20 protein-coding genes and 2 pseudogenes are annotated in these 25,541 nt (G+C 68.7%); 12 read left to right on the top strand and 10 right to left on the bottom strand.

Annotation, left to right across the window (positions count from 1 at the left end; translation table 11 throughout):
- Positions 1-87: 87 nt before the first annotated feature.
- Positions 88-3,018 carry a BREX-2 system phosphatase PglZ gene (gene pglZ / locus OG622_RS35640; protein WP_371580736.1) on the bottom strand — a complete coding sequence of 977 codons (2,931 nt, stop codon included), beginning with the start codon at positions 3,016-3,018 and terminating at the stop codon, positions 88-90.
- Entirely contained in the window at positions 3,015-6,896 is a 3,882-nt protein-coding gene (locus tag OG622_RS35635; protein WP_371580735.1) for a phage resistance protein, read from the bottom strand. The genes pglZ and OG622_RS35635 overlap by 4 nt, the downstream gene beginning before the upstream one ends.
- Before the next feature lie 346 nt (positions 6,897-7,242).
- Here OG622_RS35635 and OG622_RS35630 point away from each other — a divergent pair, with 346 nt between their 5' ends.
- The 5 genes from OG622_RS35630 (at position 7,243) to OG622_RS35610 (ending at position 14,048) form a co-directional block, all read left to right on the top strand.
- Positions 7,243-7,515 (top strand): type II toxin-antitoxin system Phd/YefM family antitoxin, encoded by a 273-nt coding sequence (locus OG622_RS35630; RefSeq protein ID WP_371580734.1) that lies wholly within the window; start codon positions 7,243-7,245, stop codon positions 7,513-7,515.
- Positions 7,512-7,769, top strand: a complete 258-nt coding sequence (locus OG622_RS35625) for a Txe/YoeB family addiction module toxin (protein WP_365610971.1) — start codon at positions 7,512-7,514, stop codon at positions 7,767-7,769. The genes OG622_RS35630 and OG622_RS35625 overlap by 4 nt, the downstream gene beginning before the upstream one ends.
- 137 nt (positions 7,770-7,906) lie before the next feature.
- Positions 7,907-8,536: a hypothetical protein gene (locus OG622_RS35620; RefSeq protein ID WP_371580733.1), complete on the top strand. Its 630-nt coding sequence runs from the start codon at positions 7,907-7,909 to the stop codon at positions 8,534-8,536.
- Positions 8,533-9,249 carry a hypothetical protein gene (locus OG622_RS35615; RefSeq protein WP_371580732.1) on the top strand — a complete coding sequence of 239 codons (717 nt, stop codon included), beginning with the start codon at positions 8,533-8,535 and terminating at the stop codon, positions 9,247-9,249. Before OG622_RS35620 ends, OG622_RS35615 begins: the two co-directional genes overlap by 4 nt.
- Entirely contained in the window at positions 9,249-14,048 is a 4,800-nt protein-coding gene (locus tag OG622_RS35610) for a putative T7SS-secreted protein (protein ID WP_371580731.1), read from the top strand. The genes OG622_RS35615 and OG622_RS35610 overlap by 1 nt, the downstream gene beginning before the upstream one ends.
- A gap of 299 nt (positions 14,049-14,347) precedes the next feature.
- Here the strand turns inward: OG622_RS35610 and OG622_RS35605 are convergent, their stop codons facing one another.
- The 5 genes and pseudogenes from OG622_RS35605 to OG622_RS35585 all read right to left on the bottom strand — a co-directional run bounded on the left by OG622_RS35605 (position 14,348) and on the right by OG622_RS35585 (position 17,903).
- A complete protein-coding gene (locus tag OG622_RS35605) occupies positions 14,348-14,809 on the bottom strand; it encodes a DUF6879 family protein (RefSeq protein ID WP_371580730.1) in 462 nt (153 codons plus the stop codon).
- Between the two features lie 35 nt (positions 14,810-14,844).
- A pseudogene (locus OG622_RS35600) lies at positions 14,845-16,041 on the bottom strand (tetratricopeptide repeat protein); the annotation flags it as partial.
- 211 nt (positions 16,042-16,252) lie between these two features.
- Positions 16,253-16,909: a class I SAM-dependent methyltransferase gene (locus OG622_RS35595; RefSeq protein ID WP_371580729.1), complete on the bottom strand. Its 657-nt coding sequence runs from the start codon at positions 16,907-16,909 to the stop codon at positions 16,253-16,255.
- A 135-nt stretch (positions 16,910-17,044) separates the two neighbouring features.
- Complete coding sequence (locus OG622_RS35590) at positions 17,045-17,488, bottom strand: NUDIX hydrolase (RefSeq protein ID WP_371580728.1); 444 nt, start codon at positions 17,486-17,488, stop codon at positions 17,045-17,047.
- Positions 17,489-17,507: 19 nt separating this feature from the next.
- The gene (locus OG622_RS35585) at positions 17,508-17,903 is read right to left on the bottom strand and encodes a sulfatase-like hydrolase/transferase (RefSeq protein ID WP_371580727.1); all 396 of its coding nucleotides are present in this window, start codon (positions 17,901-17,903) and stop codon (positions 17,508-17,510) included.
- A gap of 369 nt (positions 17,904-18,272) precedes the next feature.
- Between OG622_RS35585 and OG622_RS35580 the strand changes: the two genes are divergently transcribed.
- Together OG622_RS35580 and OG622_RS35575 are read left to right on the top strand one after the other, a co-directional pair.
- Positions 18,273-18,902, top strand: a complete 630-nt coding sequence (locus tag OG622_RS35580) for a chloramphenicol phosphotransferase CPT family protein (protein ID WP_371584326.1) — start codon at positions 18,273-18,275, stop codon at positions 18,900-18,902.
- A 279-nt stretch (positions 18,903-19,181) separates the two neighbouring features.
- Positions 19,182-19,913 (top strand): hypothetical protein, encoded by a 732-nt coding sequence (locus OG622_RS35575; RefSeq protein WP_371580726.1) that lies wholly within the window; start codon positions 19,182-19,184, stop codon positions 19,911-19,913.
- Positions 19,914-20,188: 275 nt separating this feature from the next.
- Here OG622_RS35575 and OG622_RS35570 read toward each other — a convergent pair whose 3' ends face one another.
- Both OG622_RS35570 and OG622_RS35565 read right to left on the bottom strand, forming a co-directional pair.
- The gene (locus tag OG622_RS35570) at positions 20,189-20,392 is read right to left on the bottom strand and encodes a DUF397 domain-containing protein (RefSeq protein ID WP_371580725.1); all 204 of its coding nucleotides are present in this window, start codon (positions 20,390-20,392) and stop codon (positions 20,189-20,191) included.
- On the bottom strand, positions 20,389-21,219 hold the full coding sequence (locus OG622_RS35565) for a helix-turn-helix domain-containing protein (RefSeq protein WP_371580724.1): 831 nt from the start codon (positions 21,217-21,219) through the stop codon (positions 20,389-20,391). Before OG622_RS35565 ends, OG622_RS35570 begins: the two co-directional genes overlap by 4 nt.
- 175 nt (positions 21,220-21,394) lie before the next feature.
- Between OG622_RS35565 and OG622_RS35560 the strand changes: the two are divergent.
- Positions 21,395-21,535: pseudogene (locus OG622_RS35560) on the top strand (ATP-binding protein); the annotation flags it as partial.
- 270 nt (positions 21,536-21,805) lie between these two features.
- Here the strand turns inward: OG622_RS35560 and OG622_RS35555 are convergent.
- Entirely contained in the window at positions 21,806-23,212 is a 1,407-nt protein-coding gene (locus OG622_RS35555) for an IS1380 family transposase (RefSeq protein WP_371574203.1), read from the bottom strand.
- 124 nt (positions 23,213-23,336) lie between these two features.
- Here OG622_RS35555 and OG622_RS35550 point away from each other — a divergent pair, with 124 nt between their 5' ends.
- The 4 genes from OG622_RS35550 (at position 23,337) to OG622_RS35535 (ending at position 25,524) form a co-directional block, all read left to right on the top strand.
- A complete protein-coding gene (locus OG622_RS35550) occupies positions 23,337-23,735 on the top strand; it encodes a DUF6247 family protein (protein ID WP_371580723.1) in 399 nt (132 codons plus the stop codon).
- Between the two features lie 20 nt (positions 23,736-23,755).
- Positions 23,756-24,331 carry an alpha/beta hydrolase gene (locus tag OG622_RS35545; protein ID WP_371580722.1) on the top strand — a complete coding sequence of 192 codons (576 nt, stop codon included), beginning with the start codon at positions 23,756-23,758 and terminating at the stop codon, positions 24,329-24,331.
- Positions 24,332-24,365: 34 nt separating this feature from the next.
- Positions 24,366-24,578 (top strand): alpha/beta hydrolase family protein, encoded by a 213-nt coding sequence (locus OG622_RS35540; protein WP_371580721.1) that lies wholly within the window; start codon positions 24,366-24,368, stop codon positions 24,576-24,578.
- A 118-nt stretch (positions 24,579-24,696) separates the two neighbouring features.
- Positions 24,697-25,524 (top strand): hypothetical protein, encoded by an 828-nt coding sequence (locus OG622_RS35535; protein ID WP_371580720.1) that lies wholly within the window; start codon positions 24,697-24,699, stop codon positions 25,522-25,524.
- Positions 25,525-25,541 lie beyond the last annotated feature (17 nt).

The following is a 25,541-nucleotide window of genomic DNA, read 5'->3' as shown; positions in this document are numbered from 1 at the left end:
ACTTCTGCCTGGGAACAGCGATCCGCGAGCAGCGAACACACAGCTCGGGATGCCTTCAGGTGAACGCCAGAGGCACCCCGACCGCTGTCAGTTCGCCCCGAGGGCGAACTGCTCGCGGAGCAGACCCTCATGGAGCCGTAGCGTGCGCCCGTCCGGCAGGGTCTCCAGCACCTGTACGCCGTCGTAGTTGAGGAGCTGCCGCAGGACCGCCGCGAAGCCGTCGCCACGGGTGGTGGGCATGCCCGCGCGCTGGGCGAGCGCGGTCACGGGCAGGGTGCCGCCCGCGTCGAGCAGGGCGGCGAGTGCCTTGTGGACCTGCTCCTGCTGCGGCTTGCGCGCCAGGCCGTCGAGCTGCACCTGATACGTCTCCGAGTCGAGCAGCGTCGTGACGAGCGCCTCGGTCCGGTTGACGAGGGTCGGGGTGAGAAGGGCGTCGTCTCCCCCGGCGGTCAGCTCCACGTCGAAGAGCGCGTCGTGCGTTCGCTCGAGTTCCGCCTGCTTCTTCTGGGACTTCCCCGTCGGCTTCTTCGGCGCGGCGAGGGTCGTGCCGACCGCCGGCTGAGTGGTGTGCTCACTCGACAGCAGCGTCCTGCCGATCTCCTCCGGAGCCCACCAGACCGGCCGCTGATCCCCCAACTCCCGCCACCCCTTGGGGGGTTCCGCCCCGAACGGCAGGAAGGCCAGTACCGGAATGGTGAACTCGGCGAGGGAGGCACCGCCGTGGTAGCCGGCCTTGAGGGCGGTGTAGCGGGAGTCGGCGTCCCACAGCGCGACGATGGACGCGCCGGGCTGGGGCCACACCACGCGCGGGCCGGAGAGGGCGATCTCCCGGTCGGCGAGCGGGCCGTCGCCGGGCAGGCGGTGCCGGGCGGACGCGGGGTCGGCGGCGGTGTCGACCTTCCTGCCGTGCCGGTCGACGACGTGGCCGTGGTCGCTGGTGAGGATGACGGCCATGCCCTGTGCCGCCGCCACCCGCAGCAGGTCGCGCAGGCCGGGGACGTCGTCGACCCGCCAGGTCCCGTCTCCCAGTTTCTGTTCCTTGGCGAGGCGGTCGTCGATGGCGTTGAGGACGACGGCGACATGCGTCCTGCCGTCGGTGAGGGCCTCCGTGAGGGCCGGGCCGAAGGCGTCGCCCGCGGTGTCGGTGCGCAGGTCGTCCTTGTGGAAGGCGGCGGCCGGGGCGCCGCCCCACAGCTTCAGTGTGGGGAACAGCCGCTTCTCGTCGGCCTGGGTGCCCTTCATCAGGGTGCCCGCGAAGAGCGAGGTCCGGGACACGGCCGTCAGGGTGGGCAGAGCTGCGGCCATGGCACGCCGGTGCGGGGCGCCCTCGGCCAGCGGGTCGAACTCCGCCCACGAGCGGCGTAGTTCCTCGCCGAGTTCGTTCGCTATGGCCGCGCTCATGCCGTCGAGGACGAGCAGCAGCACCCGCCGCTCCTCTCCGCGCCGGACGACCGGTCCGACCACGCGGTCGAGGAAGGTCTCGACGGTCAGCATGCTGCCGGGCTGGGTGCCGGCCTCCGTCCAGACGGCCAGAGCGCGCGCGAAGAGCGCGTCCATCTGCCGTCGTCGGTCCCGGACGCGTGTGCCGAGGGTGTCGTAGGCGGTCTTGAGGACGGGGTCCGGGTCGCCGCCGGCCTCGATGTGCTCCAGGGCGAGGTCGACCCAGCCGGTCTCGGCGATGTGCCGCTGTATGGCGTCGGCCACCGTGGGGGACTCGGCGGGCGATTCGATGGCCAGCCAGCGGGCGAGGCGCTGCCCCATGCGGGCGCGTTCGATGCGGGCGGACTCCTCCGGCTCGTCGGCGAGCCGGTGGTCCTCCAGGCGCCGGACGGCCTCCGCCACCGTGCTCCTGTGGTCCAGCGTGAGTGCTCGTCCTACGGCGGTGAACCGGGCCTCAAGTCCACCGCGCAGTACGGGGCTGGCCCCGACGGCCTGCTCGGCGCCGAACTGGCGGGCCAGCGCGGCCGCCCGGTCGAGCACGGTCCCGGTGGTGCGGCGTGCCTCGCGGGCCTGGTCGGCGTCGGCGCCGCCGGTGCGGTGTCCGGCCGCCAGCAGCGTGGTCACGTACTCCTCGGAGGCCCGACCGAAGACGGCCACCAGGGCGTCGAGCTGTTCGCCGACGGCCGGGGGCCGGTCGCCGAAGTAGCGTTCGGCTCGGCCCCGGGCCTGGTACGTCTCGGGGGCGGGCTCGGCGTGCTGCCACAGTGCCGCGCACACGAGGCCGAAGGCGGCGGCGTCCGCGCCGCGTTCGGCGTCGACGAGGGCGAGCAGGGCGCGTCCGGCGAGACCCGCCTGGTCCTCCTCGCCGAGGAAGGCGGTCAGTCCGGCGCGCTCGGGGCCACGTAGTCCGAGCAACCGTTCGGGGGCGCCGGGCCGGGTCGACCAGTGCAGCAGGGTCTGCACGTCGAGCCTGTCGTCGCCGGGGCGCCGTGCGGCACCCTCGATGTCGTAGCGGCCGAGGCGCAGGCGACGTTGGGCGAGGGCGGTGACGGCGTACTGGCGGGACAGCCAGCCGCCGGGCACCGGCGGCCAGCCGCCCGTGGTCGGCGGGGTGGCGTCGAGCAGGGCTTCGGCGGCCCAGTTGACGTCCTTGAGGCGCGGGTCGATCTTCCGGGCACCGAACGCCTCGCGGACGACGTCCCAGCTGTCGACCGTGTCGATGCGCAGTCTGTGGACGCGGGCGAGGATCGCCGGGTCGAGTTCGTTCTGCTCGCGGTCGGTGAGGACCACCAGGACGGCGGGGCCGGGGCGGCGGCCCACCAGGTGGTCGAGGACGAGTTCGTGAACGGCGAGCGGCGAAAGCGCCACCGCGACACCGGCCGTCCGGCCCTCGCCCCAGGCGGGTTCGGCGGGGCCGTCCCACTGGGGTGCGGACCGCAGCAGCACCACCCTGCGCCGCCCGTCCGCCCCCGTCAGGGAGGCGGCAAGGTGTGTCTGCGAGGACAGGTACTGGGTGACGGTCGCGGTGTTCAGCCGGACGGCGCCCGGGACGGCGGCGACGTCGACGGTGTCCGTCATTCGACGACCTTCCAGGTGATCTCGATGTTCGCGTCGGGGTGGCGGGCGGCCAGTTCGGACAGTTCCGCCTGGATGTCGGCGGCGGCCCGCGCCACGGTCGTACGGCGGGCCCCTGACTTCCGCGTGGTGCCACTCCCCGAAGAGCCGGAGGAGGGCGTCTCCTGCGGGGTGAAGGGGATCCGCGGATCGCTCGTCGGCCTGCCCAGGTCCAGGTCGTCGGCCGTGGGCTGCGGTACGACCGGCGCGGGCGGCGGGGTGGCGGCCTGGCTGCGCTTCACCAGGGCGACGACCTCGCGCTGGGTGCGGGCCAGGGCGTCGCGCAGGTCCGCGGTGCGCTGGTCGTCGCGGGCCACGTTGCGCAACGAGTCGAGCAGCGTCTCGCCCTCGAGGCCTAGCCCGGCGGCGAGCTCCAAGGTGCTCCAGGGCGCGGAGGCGATGGCCTCCGCGACGGTGCGGGCCTTCTTGATGGAGGTGCCGTACCGGTCGGCGCTGGTCTCGCCCAGGTCGAATGAGGCGAGGGCCTCCACGGTCTTCTTGGCCCCGGCCGCGCCCTTGCCGGCCTCGGCCATGAGCGCGTCCAGCAGTTCCAGGGAGCGGCGGGCGAGAGCGAGCCGCCCGGTGTCGGCGGTCTGGTCGAGGCCGAGGAAGGAGGCGTGGGCCTCCAACTGGTGCACCAGGTCGGCCGTGTGATCCCGGTGGGCGTGGGCGGCCTCGATGATCTGCCGGGCGAACTGGTTGACCATACGTCCGCGCCGCAGAGCGGGCGGTTTCTCACCGAAGACCGTCTCGAAGCGCTGCCGTGCCGTGTCCCAGTCGGACTCGGCGGGCAGCGGCTGGCTGCGCAGCGCGTCGTGGTCCTTGATCGCGGACAGTTCGGGCGCGGGGTCGAGGACGGAGCCGCCGCGCACCCACACCCGGTCGTCCATCTCGGCGAAGGCGGCGACGACGAGCCGGGCGAGGAAGTCGGGCAGGCCGCGCGGGTCGGGCTTGTCCGTCCAGTCGGTCAGAGTGATCAGCGACAGGTCCCCGGTGACGCCCTGGGCGCTGGCGAGCCGGCGGAAGTGGTCGGCCCAGTAGCGGGACAGCTCGAAGTACGCCTCCTTCTGCTGCCCGAGGCGCAGGGGCCCCGCGATCCGCTGCATGAGCTTGCGGTCGACGGCCGGGACCTCCACCCGCCCGTCGCGCGCCTCTGCGGCGGCCCGTACATGGGTGAACACCTTGCGCGTGTCCGTGGGTTTGACGGCGGTTTCGGTGGCGTCGGGATCGAGGTCGGGGTGGGCGGGGTACTGGTGGGCGAGCAGCTTGCCCGCGACGTGCCGGATGCCGTCGTGCAGGCTCTGCCCGAAGGACAGGGTGAGGCCGTCGACGTCCGGCAGCGCGACGAGATGGTCGTCGAAGTCGGGTACGACGTCGGCGGGCTGCTTCTGGGCGAGTCCGTACGCCTGTTTGAAGGCACCCTTGACCTGCTTGAGCAGGGCCTCGCGCTGGGTTTCGAGGAGGCCCTTGGCGCGGCTGCGGTTGTCGGCGTTGAGGTGGCCGGCGTACTGGGTGTCGAAGCGGTGCTCGTCGGCGAGGGCCTTGTCGATGACGACGAGGCGGCGGAAGTCGATGAGGCGCTGCGCGGACAGACGGGCGGGCAGCCAGGCGACGGTGCGGGAGCGCTCGTCCTGCTGCCGTTCGCGTAGCCGCCGCATGCGGTCGACATCCTCGGCCCAGCCCCAGTTGCCCTCGTCGAAGGGAAGGTCTATGGCGATGCGCCAGCGACCGTCCTCCTGCGGCATCAGGTCGTGGTCGGGCAGCTCGTCCTCGTCGGCGACGTTCCCGAACACGATCTCGGCGGTGCGGGCGGTGCCGCGCCACACGAAGCCGAGCTGGTCGGTCAACTGCCCGTGCTCGACGCCCAGTTCCTCGGACAGCAGCCGCCGGGCGAGGGCGACCCGGTTGCCGGGGTTGTCGTTGACCTGGGCGTTGGCGATGACGGAGTCCACGTCGACGCCGGACAGCTCCAGCCGTACGCCGGGGTTGGCGTCGGTGCCGGTCTCCTTGATCTCGGGGAACCTGGCCGCCCAGTCCGCGACCTTGTTCTTGATGATGCCGACCTCGGCGCCCGGGATCGGCGCGAGGACCGACCCGTGGTTGAGCGCGCCGAGCCGCCGGATGGTCAGCTCGGCCAGGGAGGGCACGCTGGGCGCGAGCGCGGACAGCAGCAGGGTGCACACGAGCCGGTTGTCGCCGACGAACATGCGGCAGCGGTTGGCGTGCTGCGGGTCGATGATCTCCTCGGGCCGCTTGAGGTACTGCTCGACGTCGTCCTCGGTGATGTCGTACGAGCTGAGCAGGTACGGCCGCAGCTTGTTCTTGTAGAGCTTGTCGGCCGCCTCGAAGACGACCTTCAGGCTGTCGGTGAACGGCTTGTCGCCGCCCTCCGCGATCACCGGGTAGAGGTCGCCGACGGGGATGAGCTGCCCGAGGCGGATCTCGTTGCGGTGGTCGGCGAGTAGCTCGCCCATCAGCTTCAGACCGGTACGGGAGCGCTGCAGCGCGGACGAGATGTGGACCAGGGTGTCCATGAAGGCGGGCGAGAACGGGTACGTCAGCCGGAACGACTCGGCGTCCGCGCCGGTCGTGCCCTTGTCCGAGCCGAGGAGGGTGTCCCAGACCTGGGTGCCGACCCGCTTGGTCTGCTCGAAGGCCGCGTCGACGAGCTGTTCCGTCCCGGGCTTCGGCTTGAGGAGGCGGGCGTGGGCGATCTGCGGAAGGTTGCGGTCCTCCAGGGTGATCTTGTCGAACCGCCCGGAGGCCAGGTTCAGGGTGTCCTGGATGGAGGCCTCCGCCGCGCCCGACACCTCCTCGCCGACCAGCTCGCGCAGGTCGCGCTGGCGGGCGATCAACGACACGACGGGGATGGCACGGCGGGCGTCACCGCCCTCCACGAAGTTCGTGATCTTGCTGGCCTCGCGGGCGACGAACTTCTGCTCGTGGATGAGGGTGGCGAGCCAGAGGATCAGCTCGTCCAGGAACAGGATCAGTCCGTCGTAGCCCAGTGACTTGGCGTGCTCGGCGATGACGGACAGGCCCGCGTCGAGGGAGATGAAGCCGTGCTCGTTCTCGGCGGCGTTCTTGGCGAAGCCGGGGAGGAGGTTGGTGCTGGCGTCGTTGACCAGCTTGGCCCGCAGCTCGGCCGGGGTGGAGGGGTTGCGGAGGTCGAGCCGGGCGCCCTCCTCGTGGATCTCCTCGGCGGCGAGCGCCGTGTCGAGGAGCTGCGGGGTCCAGGCGAAGCCCTCGCCCCACTCGTCCTCCTCATCGTCCGTGTCACTGCTGCCCAGGCCGCGGATGACCGCCTCGTCGCCCATGTTGGCGCGCATGGCGCGGATGTCGGCGAAGAGGGAGTCGGTCCGGTACACCTGCGGGGTCGGCGCCTGCGGGTGCAGCTTCTTGACGTGGTGCACGTACCCGCCGAGCACCCGCTGTTCCAGGGCCTTCGCCCCGAGCATGTGGTACGGCACGAGCAGGAACTTCTTGCCGTCCGTGCCCAGCCACTCGTGCTTGGTCAGCACCGGGTCGAACTCGCTGCGGGCGCGGGCGGCCGGGTCGCCGCTGAGCAGCGCGTACAGCACGGCCATGAAGTGCGACTTACCGGAACCGAACGAGCCGTGGAGGTAGGCCGCCTTGGAACGGTGCCCGTCCAGCGCGGACTTGACGAGGGCCAGCGCCTCGTCGAAGTTCTCCAGCAGCCGCTCGGTGACGACGTAGTCCTTGAGCGCGTGCCGGGCGCCGTCGGGTGTCGTCGCCTCGGCGAGGGACAGCACGAAGTCCGAGGTGGAGATGTTCTCTTTGATGTCGATGACATCGCGGAGGAGGGGCGGCTGCTGTGCCATTACCGGTCACGCTCTCCATCTGGTGGTCTCCGCCACCGCTCGTCCTCGATCGTGCGGGATGTCCGCTGCCTGTTCGGCCGACCAACAGGGACAGCGAAGCCGACCGACCACAGCGAAGGCGGGCCACTGCCCACCCGCGCCGGAAGCGTCCGGCTGCCGGGCAGGCGCTTACTCCCCGTTGCGCTGTATACCCGTCTTCATACCGATCGATCAACCGGCGGCCCTCGCACCCCTGGCCACCGGAATCGGATCGGGGCTACTGAAGACATCTCACTCCGCAAGCCGTACCAGAATGTCGTACCATTGCAGTACCGTTTTCCAGTACCACCAGGAGAGGGTGTCGCAGATGACCATAAGCGCCAGCGAGGCCCGCAAGGACCTCTTCCCCCTCATCAAGCGCGTCAACGACGACCACACCCCCGTACGCATCAGTTCCAAGAGCGGCGACGCCGTGCTGATGTCCGCCGAGGACTACGACTCCTGGCAGGAGACCGTCTACCTGCTGCGCTCTCCCGCCAACGCGCGCAGCCTCATGGAGGCCGTCGCACGGGACAGGGCCGGCGAGGCCGTGATCACCAGGACCATGGCAGAGCTGGAAGAGCTGGCGGGTGACGGGTGAGGAGCGTCCACTTCGACCCGGCCGGATGGGAGGACTTCCTGTTCTGGCTCGGCTCTGACCGCGCCATGGCCCGCCGGATCACCCGGCTGATCGCCGAGATCCAGCGCACGCCCTTCACCGGCATCGGCAAGCCGGAGCCCCTGAAGGGCGACCTGTCCGGCTACTGGTCACGCCGGATCGACGACGAGCACCGGCTCGTCTACCGGGTGGACCAGAAGGAAGTCAAGATCCTCAAGGCCCGCTACCACTACTGAGGCCACCGCTCATCCCCATGCCATCCACCGTCGCGCGGGCTTGGGCACAGAACCCGCTCAGGTCCCGCAGGACCTCGAACCGCTCGCCGACGGCTTGGCGTTGCAGCTCGTAGTGCGTCGATGCGATGATCGCACGCATGTCCGATCACAGGGGAGGCGGTGGAGCGCCGGAGGGTACACGCCGGTCCAGGATCTACGACTACCTGGAGCCGACCGCCCCGGCAGAGCCGACCGCCCCGGCAGAGTCGGCCGCCCCGGCAGAGTCGGCCGAGGTCACCCCCCTGCCCCCTCCTGAACGCGCTCCGGATGCCGCTCTCGAGCAGCCTGCCACCGACCAGGACGCCATCCACCGCCGTCGTCGTCGGCGCGAAGCCGCCGCTCTGCTCGGTGAGTTCCGGCGTACGGCGGTCCTGGTGCCCCTGTCGGTGGACGGCGACCCGCTCACCGGGGAGTTCGGCGGTATCCGCTGGATCTATGCCTTCTCGGACGAGCCCTCCCTGGCCCGATTTGCCGTCGCGAGGGGCGAAGGGACGCGGGAGTGGCCGTACGACCGTGTCCTGGGCGCCCGGCTGCTGGACGTGGCGATCCCGGCGATGCCGGTTCCGTACGGGGTGGCGCTGGACGTCGGCAGTGAGGGGCAGGGCGCACTGTTCCCGCCGGTCATGGGCATCGTGCCGGACGTGGCGGCGGTGGACGCAGGCGCACGCCCCGGCCCAGGCGCGAACGACATGAACGGAATCGACCCGCCCGGGGAGTTGGCTCGATGAACGACGGCGGAGGCGGTGGCGGCGGCGGAGGCGGTGGCGGAGGCGGAGGCGGTGGCGGAGGCGGCGGAAAGGACCTGCAGGTAGAGGCCCTCTCCCTGATCACCGAGGGCATCAACCTGGCCATGTCGGAGCTCCGCGAACTCGGCATGGTCGGCGAAGCGAGCGTGGGCCGCGGCTTCTCCGATCTGGCCCTGTCCGGCCTGGAGTTGGGGCACGGGGGACTGACGTCGGCGCTCGACACCTTCTGTGAGCGCTGGGAATGGGGGGTACGTGCGCTGATCCTGGAGGGCAGCAGCTTCGCGGACGCCGTGGGTCTGGCGGCGGGGACGTTCTACGAGACCGAGCAGTACGTCGACGGCACCTTCAAGATCGCGGCGAACTCCGTGATGGGCAACCCGCACCTCAGCGAGGACCAGGTCACACAGATGTCCTGGGGCGAGATCGGCGACAACCACATGTTCGCCACCTCCGACTGGAGCGCGGAGTCCTGGCAACGGGCCCAGGAGAACACCGACCAGGCCTGGAACGACACCCAACGTGACGTCATGACGTCGCCCCTCCTTGAGAACGGGCCCCTCGACCCGCAGAAGGCGATGGGCATGACCGACCAGGAGTACGAGGCGTCGCTGGACCAGCAGTACGGCCCCTCCCGCGAGGAACGCGAGCAGGCGGCCCAGACCGAGGGACAGCAGCAGAGCGGGGGCGGCAGCTGATGGGTGGCTGGATCCCGGACGGTGTGGAAGACAAGCTCAAGGGCGCCGCCAACACCGTCGTCGGCAAGGCCGAAGAGGTCTACGACGACGGCAAGAAGCTCGTCGGCGAAGGCATCGACAAGGGCACCGACTACGCCGGTGAGCGCTTGGAGGACATGGGCCTCAAGGGTGTGGCGGACAAGGTGGAGGACTGGGGCGACGGCGCCGCGTCCGCCCTGGGCGCCACCCCCGGCGAGCAGCAGCTCGGCGAGACCGAGCAGGCCAATGAACTCATCCACGGCAACCCGACGCGCATCCAGGAGAGCGCCAAACACCTCAAGGACTTCCACACGGCCTTCGACAAGGTCGGCGACGGCATGCGCAAGCTGGACTCCTCCCGGTGGAAGGGACAGGCGGCCGACACCTTCCGCGAGAAGTTCGCCATGCACCCCAAGAAGTGGCTGCACGCGGCGGACGCCTGCGACAAGGCCGCCAAGGCGCTCGACGCGTACGCGGACACGGTCAAGTGGGCCCAGGGCCAGGCCCAGGACGCCGTCGACGCCTACACGGCGGGCATCAAGGCGTCCAAGGCGGCGGTGGACGCGTACAACTCCAAGGTCGACGCCTACAACACCAAGGTGAAGGCCGGTGAGGACCCCGGCCCCAAGCCGGCGGAGTTCAGCGACCCCGGCAAGGCGGACATCACCCGCGCCCACGAACTCCTCAAGGAGGCCCGCCGCCAGCGCAACGAGGCCGCCCGCACCGCCACCACCTCGGTCAAGGCCGCCCTGGAGCACGCCCCCGCCGCACTACCCCCCGCCCTCAAACTCGCCGCCAACTTCGCCGACCAGGGTGCGTCATCGGCCGTGGAACTCACCCATGTCGTCGGAGGCGTGGTCAAGGGCGGCGCGGGCATCATCACCTTCGGCCGCAGCATGAACGCCCTCGACCCGTACAACATCGCCCACCCCGCCGAGTACTACCAGAACGTCAACATGACGCTCGCGGGGCTCACATCGACGGTCGCCCACCCCGATCGGGCCCTCAAGGACGCCTGGCAGTCCGCCAAGAAGGACCCGTCCGAGTTCGGGGGCCGCGTCGTCCTCGACCTGCTCGGCACCAAGGGAGCGGGGGCCGCGCGCGGGGCGGTGACGGGCGGGATCAAAGGCACGCTCAGACACACCGTCGAGGACGTGCTCGAGTCGGGAAAGAAACCGGACATGCCGGCGCGAGAGAGTGTCAGCGACGGTCCCGGCCGGGACTCGCGCCAGCCCGACGCGGTGGAGTCGCGGGGCTCCGACCCGATCGACTTCGCCACCGGCCGGATGTACCTCCCCCAGACAGACGTGACGTTACCCGGCGCCCTTCCCCTGGTGTTCAGACGCCGCGTCGAGTCGGGCTACCACCTGGGCAAGTGGTTCGGCCCGTCCTGGTCCTCCACCATCGACCAACGCCTGGAGATCGACTCCGAGGGCGTCGTCTTCATCACCGAGGACGGCCTGCTCCTCGCCTACCCCCACCCCGCGCCGGGCGCCCCGACCCTCCCCAGCCACGGCCCCCGCTGGCCCCTGGCCCGCGAGGACGGCGGCTACACGGTCACCGACCCCGGTACGCGCCGCACCTGGCACTTCACCGACCGCCGGGACGATCTGGCCGTCCTCGAACAGATCGACGACCGCAACGGCAACTGGCTCACCTTCGAATACGACGCCGAAGGCACCCCGCTCGGCATCGTCTCCAGTGCCGGCTACGACGTCCGCGTCGCCACGGAGGCCGGCCGGGTCACGGCCCTCCGCCTGGCCACCGCCGACCAGGAACTCAAGCGCTACGGCTACACGGACGGCAACCTCACCGAGGTCGTCAACTCCTCCGGCCTCCCCCTCCGCTTCACCTACGACGAGGCCGGCCGCGTCACCTCCTGGACGGACACCAACAACCGCGGCTACGCATACGAGTACGACGACCAGGACCGCTGTATCGCCGAGGGCGGCACGGACGGCCACATGACGCTGCGCGTCTCGTACGACGCCACAGACCCCGACACGGGCCTGCGCGTCACGACCACGACGACCGGCGAGGGCCACACCCGCCGCTTCGTCATCAACGAGGCGTGGCAGGTGGTCGCCGACATCGACCCCCTGGGCGCGGTCACCCGCTACGAGCGGGACCGCCACAACCGCCTGCTGTCCCTGACGGACCCTCTGGGCCACACGACCACGTTCCGCTACGACGAGGCAGGCAACCCCACCGTCGTCACACGCCCTGACGGCCGCGAGGCGAGAGCCGAGTACAACGGCCTCGGCCTGCCGACACGCCTGGTCAACCCGGACGGAACGGTGATCCGCCAGACGTACGACGAACGCGGCAACCGCACATCGGTGACCGCCCCCACAGGCCTCACCACCCACTTCGTCCACGACGACGCGGGCCGGCTGACCGCCGTCACCGATGCCCTCGGCCACACGACGACGGTCCGCCGCGACCGCGCCGGCCTCCCCTTGGACATCACGGCCCCCCTCGGCGCGGTCACCCGCTACGAACGTGACCCCTTCGGCAGACCCGTCACCATCACGGACCCAACGGGTGCAGTGACCCGGCTGGAGTGGACGGTGGAAGGCCACCTCGCCCGCCGCACGGTCGCCGACGGCACCACGGAGTCGTGGACCTACGACGGCGAGGGCAACTGCACCACCCACACCGACCCGATGGGCGGCGTCTCCCACTTCGAGTACACCCACTTCGACCTGCTGACGGCCCGCACGGGCCCGGACGGCGTACGCCACGAGTTCGCGTACGACCTGGAGTTGCGACTGACGAAGGTCACCAACCCACAAGGACTGACCTGGAGTTACGAGTACGACCCGTCAGGCTCTCTGATCGCCGAGACCGACTTCGACGACCGCACCCTCACCTACGAACACGACGCGGCAGGCCGCCTGACGTCCCGCACGAACACGCTCGGCCAGGTGGTGCGTTTCGAGCGCAACGCCCTGGGCCAGTTGCTCCGCAAGGACGCGGCGGGCGACGTCACGACGTACGCGTACGACATGACGGACCAACTCGCCCAGGCAACGGGCCCGGACGGTACGACGCTGACGATCCTGCGCGACCGCTTCGGCCGGGTGCGCTCGGAAACGGTCGACGGCCGCGAACTGACTCACGAGTATGACGATGTGGGCCGTCGAACAGGCCGCACGACCCCGACCGGCATGACGACGACCTGGACGTACGACGCGGCGGGCCGCCGCACGGGGATGGTCGCCGCCGGCCGCGCCATCGACTTCACCTACGACGAGGCAGGCCGCGAACTGACCCGCCAAATCGGCGAGACGGTCGCCCTGGCGCACACATTCGACCCCGTGGGCCGCCTCACCACCCAGGCGGTGACGGACGCATCCGGCCGCCCGCTCCAACACCGCGCGTACACCTACCGCGCCGACGGCAACCTCACCGGCATCGACGACCAACTCTCCGGCACCCGCCACTTCAACCTGGACACAACAGGCCGCGTGACAGCGGTCCACGCCGCGAACTGGACGGAGACATACGCCTACGACGAGGCCGGCAACCAGACCTCGGCGTTCTGGCCCTCGAACCACCCGGGCCGGGAGGCGACAGGCGACCGCTCGTACGAAGGCACCCGCATCACCCGCGCCGGACGCGTCCGCTACGAACACGACCCCCTCGGCCGCATCACCCTCCGCCAGAAGCCCCGGCTGTCCCGCAAACCGGACACCTGGCGCTACGAATGGGACACCGAGGACCGCCTCGCCTCGGTCACCACCCCCGACGGCACCCGCTGGCGCTACACCTACGACCCGCTGGGCCGCCGCACCGCGAAGCTACGCCTGGCCGACGACGGCGAAACGGTGGTGGAGCGGGTCGACTTCACCTGGGACGGCACCACCCTCTGCGAGCAGACCACCACGTCCCCGGCCCTCCCGAATCCCGTCACCTTGACTTGGGATCACCAGGGCCTACGTCCCGTCACTCAGACGGAGCGCATCGCAGCGGCCGGTGTCTCACAGCAGCAGGTCGACTCCCGCTTCTTCGCCATCGTCACTGACTTGGTCGGCACCCCCAGCGAACTCATCGACGAGCACGGAGAGATCGCCTGGCGGACTCGAAGCACACTCTGGGGCACGACAGCCTGGGCAACAGACAGCACCACCTACACCCCTCTCCGCTTCCCGGGCCAGTACTACGACCCCGAAACCGGCCTCCACTACAACTACTTCCGCCACTACGACCCCGAAACAGCCCGCTACCTCACCCCGGACCCCCTTGGACTGGCGCCGGCGCCCAACCCTGTCGGCTACGTCCAGAACCCCTTGGAGGAAATCGACCCCGAAGGTCTGACTCCTTGCCGTCAAGCTGTGGCAGACGACTTCAATGTCCCGCGTAAGGCGGTGGTGGAACCCCGCGTGGTCTACCGTGGCGACACGCGACTTCCTGAAGATATGTTCCAGAACGGATTCTCACCCAAGGGCACCAACGAAGACATCGGCCGATACGCACTTCACGATGACCCGTCGAACTGGGTGGGAACCAGCAAGAGCGCCAGCCAGGCTGGAAATTTCCCCATGTCAGCCCAAGGCCGTGGCACATGGGTATACGAGATCCGCGGCGCCGGATACGGTGTCGATGTCAATCGGTCCCTGGGGGGAGCAATCCGAGCCTGGATAAATGGCACTGGCTTCCCGTCCGAACGAGAGGTCATATTCAGAAACATTGATCCGAGCAACATTGTCCGCGCGGAACGATGGCGCTATGGAATGCCAACGGGAGAGATCATCGAGAACCCGGGGTATGTGGGATGACTGAAGAAATTACGATCCGTGTCCAAAAAGATGACCAGGAGGACCAATGGAAGATGCTGGTCGATGGGGAGGGCCCATGGGATCTTCGCCTCGAATCACCCAACGGGGTTGAGTCGACGGCGAGCGGCGACAATGTCTTTGAAGCTTTGCGATCCATGCGAAGAGAACTCTCAGCAAGAAACATCATTCTCTGCTGCAACGGAGCACGCGTCAACGTCAGACCGTCAGGCCTCTCCGCATCACACGGCGCTTGGATGGTTTACGTTCTCCACATGTGGCGCCCTTCAACAGTTCGAGATCTAGTTCCCGTCTTCGGTTACACCCAGCCTCGCAAAATTGGTACCGTAGAAGAGCAAGACGCCTATTGGGAACGCCACCTCAAAAACAGAAAGAATTGGCTTAATTTCATCAATCCAATCTGGTGGATCTATTTTCTCACAAGTTCCTGGGGGAAGCCCAAAAGGCACGATTTCTAAGAGCTTGACATCCGACGGCCAGAAAGAGGGGAGACCTGTTTCTCCTTCGCTGGTGACACGCCTGATGAGCTGCATCCACGGTTCAATGTAGGAGTAGTCGACGCTCTCTCCGCGGAGCCAGTCCGTGAAGGGGCTGTCCTCGTCGGGGACGAAGTAGTCGTCCCTCAGCTCCAGATGGAATGCGTCCTGCGCGGAGCTCTCAAAGAGCTGGTTGCGCTTGGCGCTGGAGATCAACTCCAGGTCAGACGGGTCGCGGCGTCTGCACTCTTCGTCCCCTTCGCGCACCGTCCGTGCGTGCCGCTCCCGTCCCGCCGTAAGCACTACGGCCGCCATCGCCCTGACCGGTAGGCGTCCAGCAGTTGTCGGCTCGCGACCGTGAAGGGGTGCTCGGGGCCCAGGCCGCGTTCCCGCCGCTCGACGACATCGGTCATCAGCGCGATCCCCTCCTCCACGTGTCCGAGCGCGGCCCGGGTCCGGGAGAGGAGTTGCCGGGCGGCGAGCACGATCGGGTACTCGGGCCCGAAGCGCCGCACATACGTCTCGGCGACCCGCCGGATCTCACGGTCGGCCTCGTGGAAGCGGCCCAGGAGGTACAGCGCCCACGCGTGGTTGTGTCGGGCGCCCAGTGTCACGGTGTGGTCGGGGCCGAGGGACCGCTCGCATTCCGACGGCAGCGTGAGCAGTGTGCCGCCTTCCTCGGTGACCACTTCGGCGGCGGGCAGCATCTCCAGCAGGCTGGCGCGGGCCCGCAGGGTCAGCGGATGCGTGGGGCCCAGTGCCGAGCGCCGTCCGGCGACGGTGTCGCGGAGCAGCGCGACGGATTCCTCGCGTCTGCCGAGGTTCGCCAGCACGAGCTGGAGTCCGTAGCCGCTGTCCGTGGTGTCGGGGTCGTCGGCGCCGAACAGGCGCTCCTGGGCGTCCCGGACCGCGCGGAGCGCCGCTTCGGCTTCGGCGTACCTGCCCAGCCGGAACAGTGCCCGCCCTGCCCTGGAGCGGGCGGCGAGGACCGTACGGTGGTCCGCGCCGAGGAGTCGCTGTGCGAGGTCCGCCGCGCTTCGGGCGGTCTCCCAGGCGGAGAGGTAGTCTCCGGTCCGGTGCAGGGCGACCGACAGCCGCGTCGCGACGGCCAGGGCGTCGGCGGCGGACGGCCCGCCGATGTGCCGCAGCAGGGCCAGCGCGTGAGGTACCAGCAGGCGCAGTCGCGGATCGTGCGGACCCGCGTCGGGTACGCCGGGCACGGCCGCGTCGAGCAGCCGTACGGCTGTCGTGTCGAGGGCGGGCACCAGGTCCGCGGGGGTCGCCGCCGAGACGCTGTCGAGCAGGATGCCGTGACTCTGTACGCAGCGCGCGCCGGCGGCGTCGACCAGTTCGGACAGCGACTGGTCCAGGAGTGCTCTGAGGGCTGTCTCGGTTCGGGCACGGGGCAGTACGGCGCCGATGTCGGCGTGGTTGAGCAGGGTCAGCGGCAGCGGCTCGGCGGCGAACCGGGCCAGCAGTCTGAGCAGGGCCGCCGCTTCGTACCCCGCCTGCTGAACGTCGTCGTCCACGCTGCAGCTCCTCCCCTACGACCATCACAGCCACCGGACTCCGTTCGCCCAACGCGCGGCTCGGGACCCGGTCACGCCCAACACCGCGTACAAGCGCACCACCCAGGCGTACAGCCCACACCCGTCAGTGCATCGCTCCTGTTCGACCACGCAGAGTCCGTCACCGTTTGACGGGGGTCCGTCATGGAGCGACCGCGCGCACGAGGAGCGTCCCGATGTGCCCCGGGTGAGGCGCGTCGAGCACCCGCGCCTCAGCCGTGGCGAACCCGGCCCGGGTGAGCAGGCGCTCCCAGACGGCCGGGCGGTAGCTGTAGCGGTAGGTGAACATCGCCTTTCCGGCGAAGCCTCCCTTGTACATGCCCTGCGGCCCGTACGCGCCAGGGATGGCCGGCGGCTGCGAGAACACGAAGACGCCGCCGGGCCTGAGCCGTTGGCGGACAAGGGGGAAGAGACGGCCCGGGTCGGTGAACCAGGCGGCTCCGAAGATCGAGTAGACCGCGTCGTACACCTTCTCGTGCCCGCTCAGGTACTCCAGCACCTCGCAACACACGAACTCCGCACCGGTACCGGCCCACTTCGTGGTGGTCTTCTCGACCATGACGGGAGACAGGTCGACACCCCGAGCGGCGATGCCGCGCTCAGCAAGGTGGGCGAGGGCGCGGCCGGTGCCGCAGCCGATCTCCAGCACGCGGCGCGGGTCGCCCAGCAGCTCCGGGCCGGGTCCGTGACCGGCGTACTGGGTCCAGCGGAAGCCCGGCTCCGCGTCTTCCTTGAAGGCGGAAGTGGCGAAGGTGTCCCACAGCTCCGTCTCGGCGGCGATGTCGTGTTGTGCGGGCAAAGCGAGTCCTCTTCGCAAGGGCCAGCCCCCTGGGCTCCGGGTGTGTGCGCCTCGGGATGCGAGACAGGGGTGTATCCGCTGAGGTAGACAATGACGCGACCGGGCCTGTCGGTCGGCGCCCGGGATCGGCTCCTCTCAGACCGCGATGACCTGCTGGGCCAGCAGCAGCGCCAGCGGACCCCCCTGAAGCAGAAAGCGTCCCTCGGTGGCGGCCCGGATCGCGTCAGGCATCGGCCACCACATGAGCTTGAAGGTCTCTTCGCTGGGCGTGAGCTGCTGCGGGCCGCAGGTGAGACCTTCGGCCAGGAAAAGGTGGATGCGGGCAGTGGATTTCAGGGTGATGGCGTACGAGCCGAGGGGCCGCCAGGTCTGGGCGGTGACGCCGGCTTCCTCGCGCAGCTCGCGTCGCGCGCACTCATCCGGTGTCTCGCCGTCCTCCCGGCGGCCCCCGGGCAGGAACACGTACTCGCCGCCGTGCTGGGGGAACTCGGCGGTCAGGACGGCAACCATGCCGTCCGCGTCTCGGGCCACGATGACGGAGGCGTCGCACATCGCCCCCCGTTGGGATGTGTCGGTCATGGCCCGGGAGCGTAGCCGCCTACGCTGACAGCCAGGCCGCGAACGGCACGTTCAGCACGGTCGGGTGAGCGATGCCACGACCGTGGTAGCCGTCCTCACCGAAGGCGTCGCCGTGGTCGGCGCACATGATGATCAGCCATCTTTTCCTGCCGGTGAGCCCGTCGACGAGGCGGCCGATGCGTTCGTCCGCATACGCGAGCGCGGCGGCCTGGGACTGCCAGGAGTCGCCGCTGTCGCCGGTGTAGTGGCTGTGGGGGACGTGGGTGGCGGAGACGTTGACGAACAGGAACAGCGGCCGGTCGGCGTACTGCTCGGCGACGGTCAGGGCGTGGTCGACCTGGTGGCGGGTGGAGTCGGGCTCCGGGGAACAGAAGTGGGGCCGCCAGTGGTCCTCGTCGAACATCTCGGGCAGCACCGACCCGAGCGGTGTCTCCCCGCGAGAAGTAGGTCACGCCGCCGACGCACACGGTGCGGTAGCCGTGCTGGGCAAGCCCGGTGAGGAGGTTCGGCGCGTCGAAGACGAACGTGCCCGCATCGACGGAACCCGCGTTGACGACGTTGTTGGTGTGCGCGACTCTGAGGCGCCCGTTCACGGCTGACACCAGAAAGACGCTGCACCAGTTCATCGCATCGCTGGCTGTGAACGACTTCCCTGGCCCACACCAAAGCCCGACAACAGGCCACCGCAGCCTCTTAATCGACCACAGCGGGGGCACCCAGGCACGCCGACGACCGAGCATGCATCATGATCGGATACGGGCAGCGCATGAAGCGGGGGAAGATGATGGCAGCTCCAGCAGAAACTGGATCCCATGGGAATGCGGGCTCGGCGGGAGCTTCGCAGCCATCCGGCGGACTGATCATCTTTCTGAACGGCACATCGAGTTCTGGGAAGTCGAGCATCGCCAAGTCGCTCCTCACGGTCCTGGACGACATGTACTTCCACATGCCGGTGGACGCCCTCGATGCCATGCGGTCGCAGCGGGCCATCGCTCCGGACGAACTACCCTCCGCGCTCAGGCGTGCATTGATGGGCTTCCACCGCGCGGTCGCCGGCATGGCCGCGGGCGGCAACAACCTCGTGGTGGACCACGTCCTGAGCGAGCCGTGGCACCTGCTCGACTGCGTCGCACTCTTCGCCCCCGAAGACGTGGTACTAGTCGGAGTGCACTGCCCTTTGCCGGAACTGGAACGGCGCGAGCAAGAGCGCGGGGACCGCCCACCGGGGCTGGCCGCACGCCAGATCACCCAGGTCCACGCTCACGGCCTCTACGACATCGAGTGCGACACGAGCACCGCCAGTCCGGCCGACTGCGCTCAGCAGATCAAGGACTTCCTGCCGCACCGCTCGACGCCCACCGCATTCGAGAAGCTGAAGGCGAACACCCCGGCCGAGCAGCCACCGGCCGGCTGACCCCTGGCCCGTCCGTCCGAATGCTCGGCTCAGGCGAACACGGACAACGGGTGGGGCCAAAATACTCGTTCACATCCCGCCCCCATGATCGCTACCTGGGGCCACCAGACTCGTTCCTTTTCCTTTGGGACCAACCGACACGTTCGAAGCCACATCGCAGAGGCTTCGGCATCCGCAGTATCGGCTGCCCCTTCGATGGCCTGTTCCATCTGGCGAAAGGTCCGTTCGGCTGATTAAGTGACAGTTTCAGTTGGCACGTGATGACCTGGGGGCAAAGGGATGGCGACAGATACCCACGACGGAGCGGATCCGGAAGCAGCCGGACGTGGGCAGCGAGTCCTCGCGCTTCTGGACAAGGCGATCGACCTCCAGACCCCACTGGTGCGCAAGAACATCGCCCGAGCCCGCCAGCGGAACCCGGAGGCAACTCCGGCACAGGTGATCCGCAGTCTGGAGCGGATGTACGTCAGCGCCTTGAGCGGGACGGGTGCCGCAGTGGGAGCAACCGCAGCCGCACCCGGCGTGGGCACGGGAGTCGCGCTGGCACTGTCGGCAGGCGAGACTCTCTCGTCTCTTGAGCTGAGCGCCCTCTTCGCGCTTTCGGTCGCCGAAGTCCACGGAGTCCCGATCGACGAGGTCGAGCGCCGCCGAACGATCGTGATGGGAATCATGCTCGGCGGGAGCGGCTCCACCACCATTACCAAGGTCGCCGAGCGCACGGGTCAACACTGGGGACGCCAGGTGGTCGCCAAGGTACCGGTCGAGACGTTGCGCCAGATCAACAAGATCCTGGGGAAGAACTTCATCACGAAGTACGGGACCAAGCAGGGAATCATCGTTCTCGGCCGAGTGGCACCCTTCGGTATCGGCGCTGTGATCGGTGGCGGCGCCAACGCCGCCCTCGCCGCTCTGGCAGTGAGGGCCGGTCGTCGGGCGTTTGGCCCGCCCCCGACGTCATGGCCAGAGCTGACGCACGGCACGCCGTCGACGCCCGAGGACTCGCAGGACTGACCCTCGGTGCGCTGAAGGGCGTCGAGCGCTCCGCCACCGGAGGCGACTGCGGCACCTAGCCACATGATCACGACTCGCTACGTGCCCTGACGGGCACGAGGCTTTACGGGCCCGCACTGTGTCAGCGCCCCGCTCCGGGGTTGGAGCGGGGCGCCGACGCGTGACGGGACTGCGCGCGGAGCCGCCCGTCGATCACGCCACGGATGAGGCCGGCCTGCCTGTCCGGCCTCAGCGCAGAGGCGGGCCCGTCTCGCCCGCCGAGGGCCCTGCCCCTGTTAGAGGGCCGCGAACTCGACGAACGCGGTCCATGCCGTGGGGTCCACGGCGAGTGCGGCACGGGTTGTGTCCTTCGAGTCGCGGACGTGGACACTGGCGGGGCGGACGGCGACCTCGACGCATTCGCCGCCCGAGCCCGTGCTGTAACTGCTCTTGAACCAGGCCGGCTCAGGTACCGGCTTCATGAGCTGTTGGGCGTTCATCTCTCTCCAAGCAACTTCTCGACGAGGGCCAGCGACTCACGCGGAGTGAGCGCCTGGGCCCGAAGGATGCCGTACTGCTCCTCGATCTCCCGTACCTGCCTCCGCTCCGTGTAGAGACGGCTGTCCTTGTACGCCTCCACGTAGGCGATCCTCTGTCCTTCGTGCGTCTCGATCAAGGTAAAAGGGCCTTCCAACCCAGCATGCTCGACCCGCTCGATCGGCATCACCTGGATTTCCACGTTGCGCCGATGCCCATACAGCAGAATCTGCTCCAACTGGCCCTGCATCACAGCCTGTCCACCGAGTGGTCGCCGCAGAACGAACTCTTCGATGACAAAGCTGATGGTGGGCATCGGGGTCCGGGAGAAGATCTCCTGGCGTGCCAGGCGAGCCGCGACCCGCTGGTTGATGGTCTCCTCGTTCAGTAGGGGACGCCACATGGAGAACACCGCTCGCGCGTATTCTTCCGTCTGCAAGAGCCCCGGCACAGCCTTGGTCGCGTACACATGCAGGGCTGCCGCCTTGGCCTCCAACCGCGCCGCGTCCCGGAAGAACGCCGGATACTGAGCCCGAGCCACCTCCTCCTTGCTCGCCCTCAACACCCCGCTCGCATCGAGCAGTTCATCCGCCTGGTCGATGAACTTCGGCGGCGGAATACGTCTCGCCTGCTCGAACGACGCGATCGTCGACGCCGAGTACCCGGTCAGCGAACCGACCTTCGCGCGGTCCATCCCCGCCCGCTCCCGGAACAGCTTCAACTGCCGCCCGAACACGCCCAGAACGCCCGTCCCGAACTCGTACTCCGGCTGCTGAACCTCGTCGTCCACGCCACGACTCCTCCCGTACGACCACCACAGTCACCGGACACCGCCCGCCCAACGCAAGACCAGGGAACCGGTCACGCCAACACCGCGTACAAGCGCACCACCCACGTGTACAGCCCGCACCCGTCAGCCCGTCGCTCCTGGTCAACGCTACGCAGCGTCCGCGACCGTTGACCCCATGAAGTCAGCAACTCCCCCCAACGGGCATATGCCACAACACCCCACACCCGAACGCGAGTTCACCATGCGCTTCACCTCCACCCCACGCGGCGCCCGCCTCGCCCGCCGACTCGTCTCCCACCGCCTGGACGCCTGGGGGCGTCACTCCTCGCCCGGCCGCCCCCAGCAAGACCGTATGGTCACCACCATCCAGCGCGACGAACTCAAACAGACCACACCCACTCCCGTAGCCACCTGACGAACGCCGCCGCCGCAAAGGAACGCCACTAACCTCGCTGTTTCGCTTGGGGTGACGAGGTGGCGCTGTGGGGTTGATCGAGGCGGTATCGGGCGGTGGGCATGGTGGGGACCCGGCGCGGTGGTCGGGTTCTCCAAGGTCTTTCGTGTCGTAGGTGGCCGGGGTGGCTGGTCAGTTGGCGGGGCGGGGTAGGGCGGCCAGACGGTGGAAGGCGGCGGCGAGTTGGTGTCGCCAGGGCCAGGTTGCTGCGATCCGCAGATGGAGGCGACGGCCGCCGCGGGTGAGACGGGCAGCGACGTGCAGGATCCGGTAGCGGAGTTTCTTGGGTTCGGCGGTGGCCAGTTCGCCGTCCAGCAGCAGGACGCGGGTCCAGGCCAGAAGGTCGATGGCCGCGAGGCTGAGCTCGAGCCAGGCGGCGTTGACGGAGAACAGGCGGGATGGGAAGCGTCCGAAGCCGGTGGTCTTGCCGCACCGGATGTGGTCCTCGACGGTGGCGTGTCCACGGTGGCGGACCTCCAGGAACTGGGCCGAGCCGCCGCCGGAGTACGGGGTGTCGGTGAGGAAGACCTGGTGCCGCAGGCCCTCGTCCTGGTCGAACAGGGACAGTTGGGCGCCGGGGTGCGGGCGTTCGCGGCGCACGATGATGCGGGTTCCGGCCGGGTAGCCGTTCAGGTCGACCATGCCGGTCAGCTCGGCGACCTCGGCGCCGGCACGCAGTGTTCCGTCCTGGTCCAGGGCGGGGTGCCAGACCTGTTCGGGCAGGGCGCGGATTGCGCGGCGGACCGGTGCGGTGACCGCGTATCCGACCGAGAAACGCAGGTGAAGGCCTTTGTCACGCAAGGCGCGGAGATGCGTGAGGAACGCCTTCGCACTGCCCGCGCTGTCGGTGCGGACCAGGATGTCGGTGCCGTGCCGATGGGCGTCGGGGATCTGCGCGAGGGCCTGGTCGAGCACGGTGATGTGATCGGCGGCGGTGTTGGCTCCGGCGTTGCCAGGCCGCAGCAGCCCGGACATCGCCTCGCCGGTGTTGGCCAGGAAACACAGCAACGGGTGGAACCCGAAGCCGCCTTTGTAAGTGGGTGCGGCCTGGTCTTTCTCGGAGTGGCAGGTGACCAGCGTGGCGTCGAGGTCCAGGACCAGGCCGGGCAGTTCGCGTCCGCCGGCCTTCACTGCGGGTATCGCGGTGCGGGTCTCGGCGGCCTGTAGCCAGGCCACTTCCCGGGCTGCGGCGCGGGCCGACCGCAGGCGGTCCAGTATGCGTTCGTCGACGGCGGCCAGCAGCCGCCAAGCCGTCGGCGTGGAGGCCACCGGGCCGAACACCTCGCGCTGGTCCCGCAGAACGGCCAGATCCGCGATCGCCTCGCCGCCGTCGGCGAGCATCACTGCGAGATCGGTGGCGATCCGGCCCGGGTCGTGGCCGGTGCCGCGCGGCCGAAGCGGCCGGAGCACGGTGGAATACGCCGCCGTCAGCCCGGTCGCTTCGGCGAGGTCCGCCAGCAAACGTGCTCCGGCGTGCCCGACCACCCCCGACCCGTCAGTGGACACCACAAGCCGGGGCCGCGAACCGATATCCTTCACGCAGAAAGTGCCTTCCTCTGGCGACGACAGAACCCCTAGACAAGGTCCATCGTCCCAGCTCAGGAAGGCACTTTTGCGTTTCTACCCAACCCTCAGCCGCACCCCAACCGAAACGGCGAGGCTAATGACCACGCTCACCGACACCCCTGCGGGGCCGCTCATCCCCATGCCGGACAGGAGCCCCGCCGCTCTCCGTGTCGCCGTCGCCCGCCTCAGCCCCGAAGCCCTGCCCAGGTTCGATACGCACTGGGCCGAAGCCATGGACCAGGCCCGCGACGAGTTCAGCCTTCTGCCCGGCCGCCACTTCGTCGATCACTGGTGGGCATGGGTCGCCGTCCAGCGCTGGCCCGAACGAGCCGCCCGCTTCCGCGAGTGCGAACACCTCGTCGCCACCAGCGACGACAAAGACACCCGCCGCGCCGCTTCCGCCGAACTCGGCCGCATCCTCGCCGACGCGGAACTGCCCGTCGATCACGCCACGGATGAAGCCGGTCCACTCGTCCGGCCTGCGGCGGCTGCGTGACCCCCACTACTCTCGCCCTCATGCCGACAACTGACGTGAGTGTCCGGACCCTCGACGGTCTTCACCTGGCGGGCACCTTGGTCACGCCGGAGCAACCGGCTACACGGGCCGTGGTGCTCGTGCATGGTGGAGGCGTCACCCGCGAAGAAGGCGGCTTCTTCACGCGGCTGGCTGCCGGGCTGGCTGAGGCCGGTGTGGCCTCACTTCGCTTCGACCTCCGCGGGCATGGGCAGAGCGAGGGTCGTCAGGAAGACCTCACCTTGTCGGCCATCCTCAACGACATCCGGGTCATGCTGGCGCACGTCCGCGAGGCAACTGGGGCCGCGGAGGTCACGCTGCTCGGGGCCAGCTTCGGCGGGGGCATCTGCGCGTACTACGCGGCCCAGCGTCCCGACAAGGTCTCCCACCTGGTGCTCTTCAACCCCCAACTCGACTACAAGAAGCGCACCATCGACAGCCGGCCCTTCTGGGAGAACGACTACCTCCAGGACGAGGCAGCACAGCAGTTGGCGTCAGAGGGCTTCATCCAGTTTCACGCCGACACTCAAGCACGGCCGCCCCATCTTCAACGAGGTCTTCTGGCTCCGTCCCCATGAAGCCCTCGGCGACGTCGAGGCTCCGACCCTCATCGTGCACGGCACCGGGGACACCTTGGTGCCCTTCGAGTCGTCCAAGTCAGCCGTCTCCCAGTTCCGCGCACCGTGCCAACTGGTCGAGATCGAGGGCGCACAGCACGGCTTCGCTGTCCACGACGACCCGCAGTACCTCAACCCCCAGAGCCAGGAGTGGCAAGCGTTCGTGGTCCGGACGGTGGCGGAGTGGATGACCGCCGAGCCGAGTTGAGGACTGCTCCTTGCCGATGATGGCCATTCATACAGGTGCATAACAAGGAAGCCCTGCAAGAGCGAATGATTGTCCATTTGGCAGACAGGGACTCGATCGTTGCGCTATAAGACCTAGCATGACAGACGCCTCTGAAACTGCCGAGTCCGGCCAGCCTCGCTCGGGTCAAGGTGAACCATCGGAGAGCCGATTGGGATCCCGCCTGTCCATGACGGAAAGCATGATAGGTGTCCTGTCAGCAATTGGAGCCTTCGCCCTAAGCGCACTGAGTGGCGTAGTCAAGATTCCAGAAGATTTCCGGCCTTGGCTAATCGTCCTGCTTGGCATGATTGCCGCATTCGTCGTTTTTCGCTCTATTCGAAATCTGCAAGCAGGCGGAAGTCCGATCACTGCTTCAGCGCGGCGTACAGTAGTCCAAGCGTTGGCTCCAATCGCAGCACTGACATGTCTGACATTTATTTGGAGCTTGCCCGGAATTGGAGATTCGGAAGGGTCGAAAGCGGAGAGTAAGGCATCCGCAGAAGCGGCGTGGGCGAAGTCCCTCGCGCGCCTCAAGAAGGGCATCAAGCCCAGCCATCACGCATCGATCGGGTGCACCACTGCCGTGTCAGGAACCGGCTGGATTCCGGATCACTTCGACATCTGGACGGCCGTCCTAAACGACACCAATGGAAACCCTGACACGTCACGGCTCTTCGGCCTAGAAAAAGCTGCCGCGTCCGGCGGGAACTCATGGACGACTGCACCATTTAACGTCGGCGTGTCAAAACCCAAGAACGACAATTACTGGATCTTCGTGTATTTGGTCCACGAAGACGCAAGCTCCGTCCTGACCAATGCCGTGCTCCCCGAAGGAAGCCAGAAGGTAAGCCTTCAGCGTCCCATCGAAAATGCCACAATCCTTGACCAGATTCCCGTCGAACGTGCGGCTCAAGCGAAGTGCTGAACTCGTAGGTCACGCCC

Origin of the sequence: Streptomyces sp. NBC_01314, from assembly GCF_041435215.1 — a bacterium.
In the GTDB taxonomy this organism is placed as follows: Bacteria; Actinomycetota; Actinomycetes; order Streptomycetales; family Streptomycetaceae; genus Streptomyces.
This window is presented reverse-complemented; position numbering and strand designations above follow the sequence as displayed.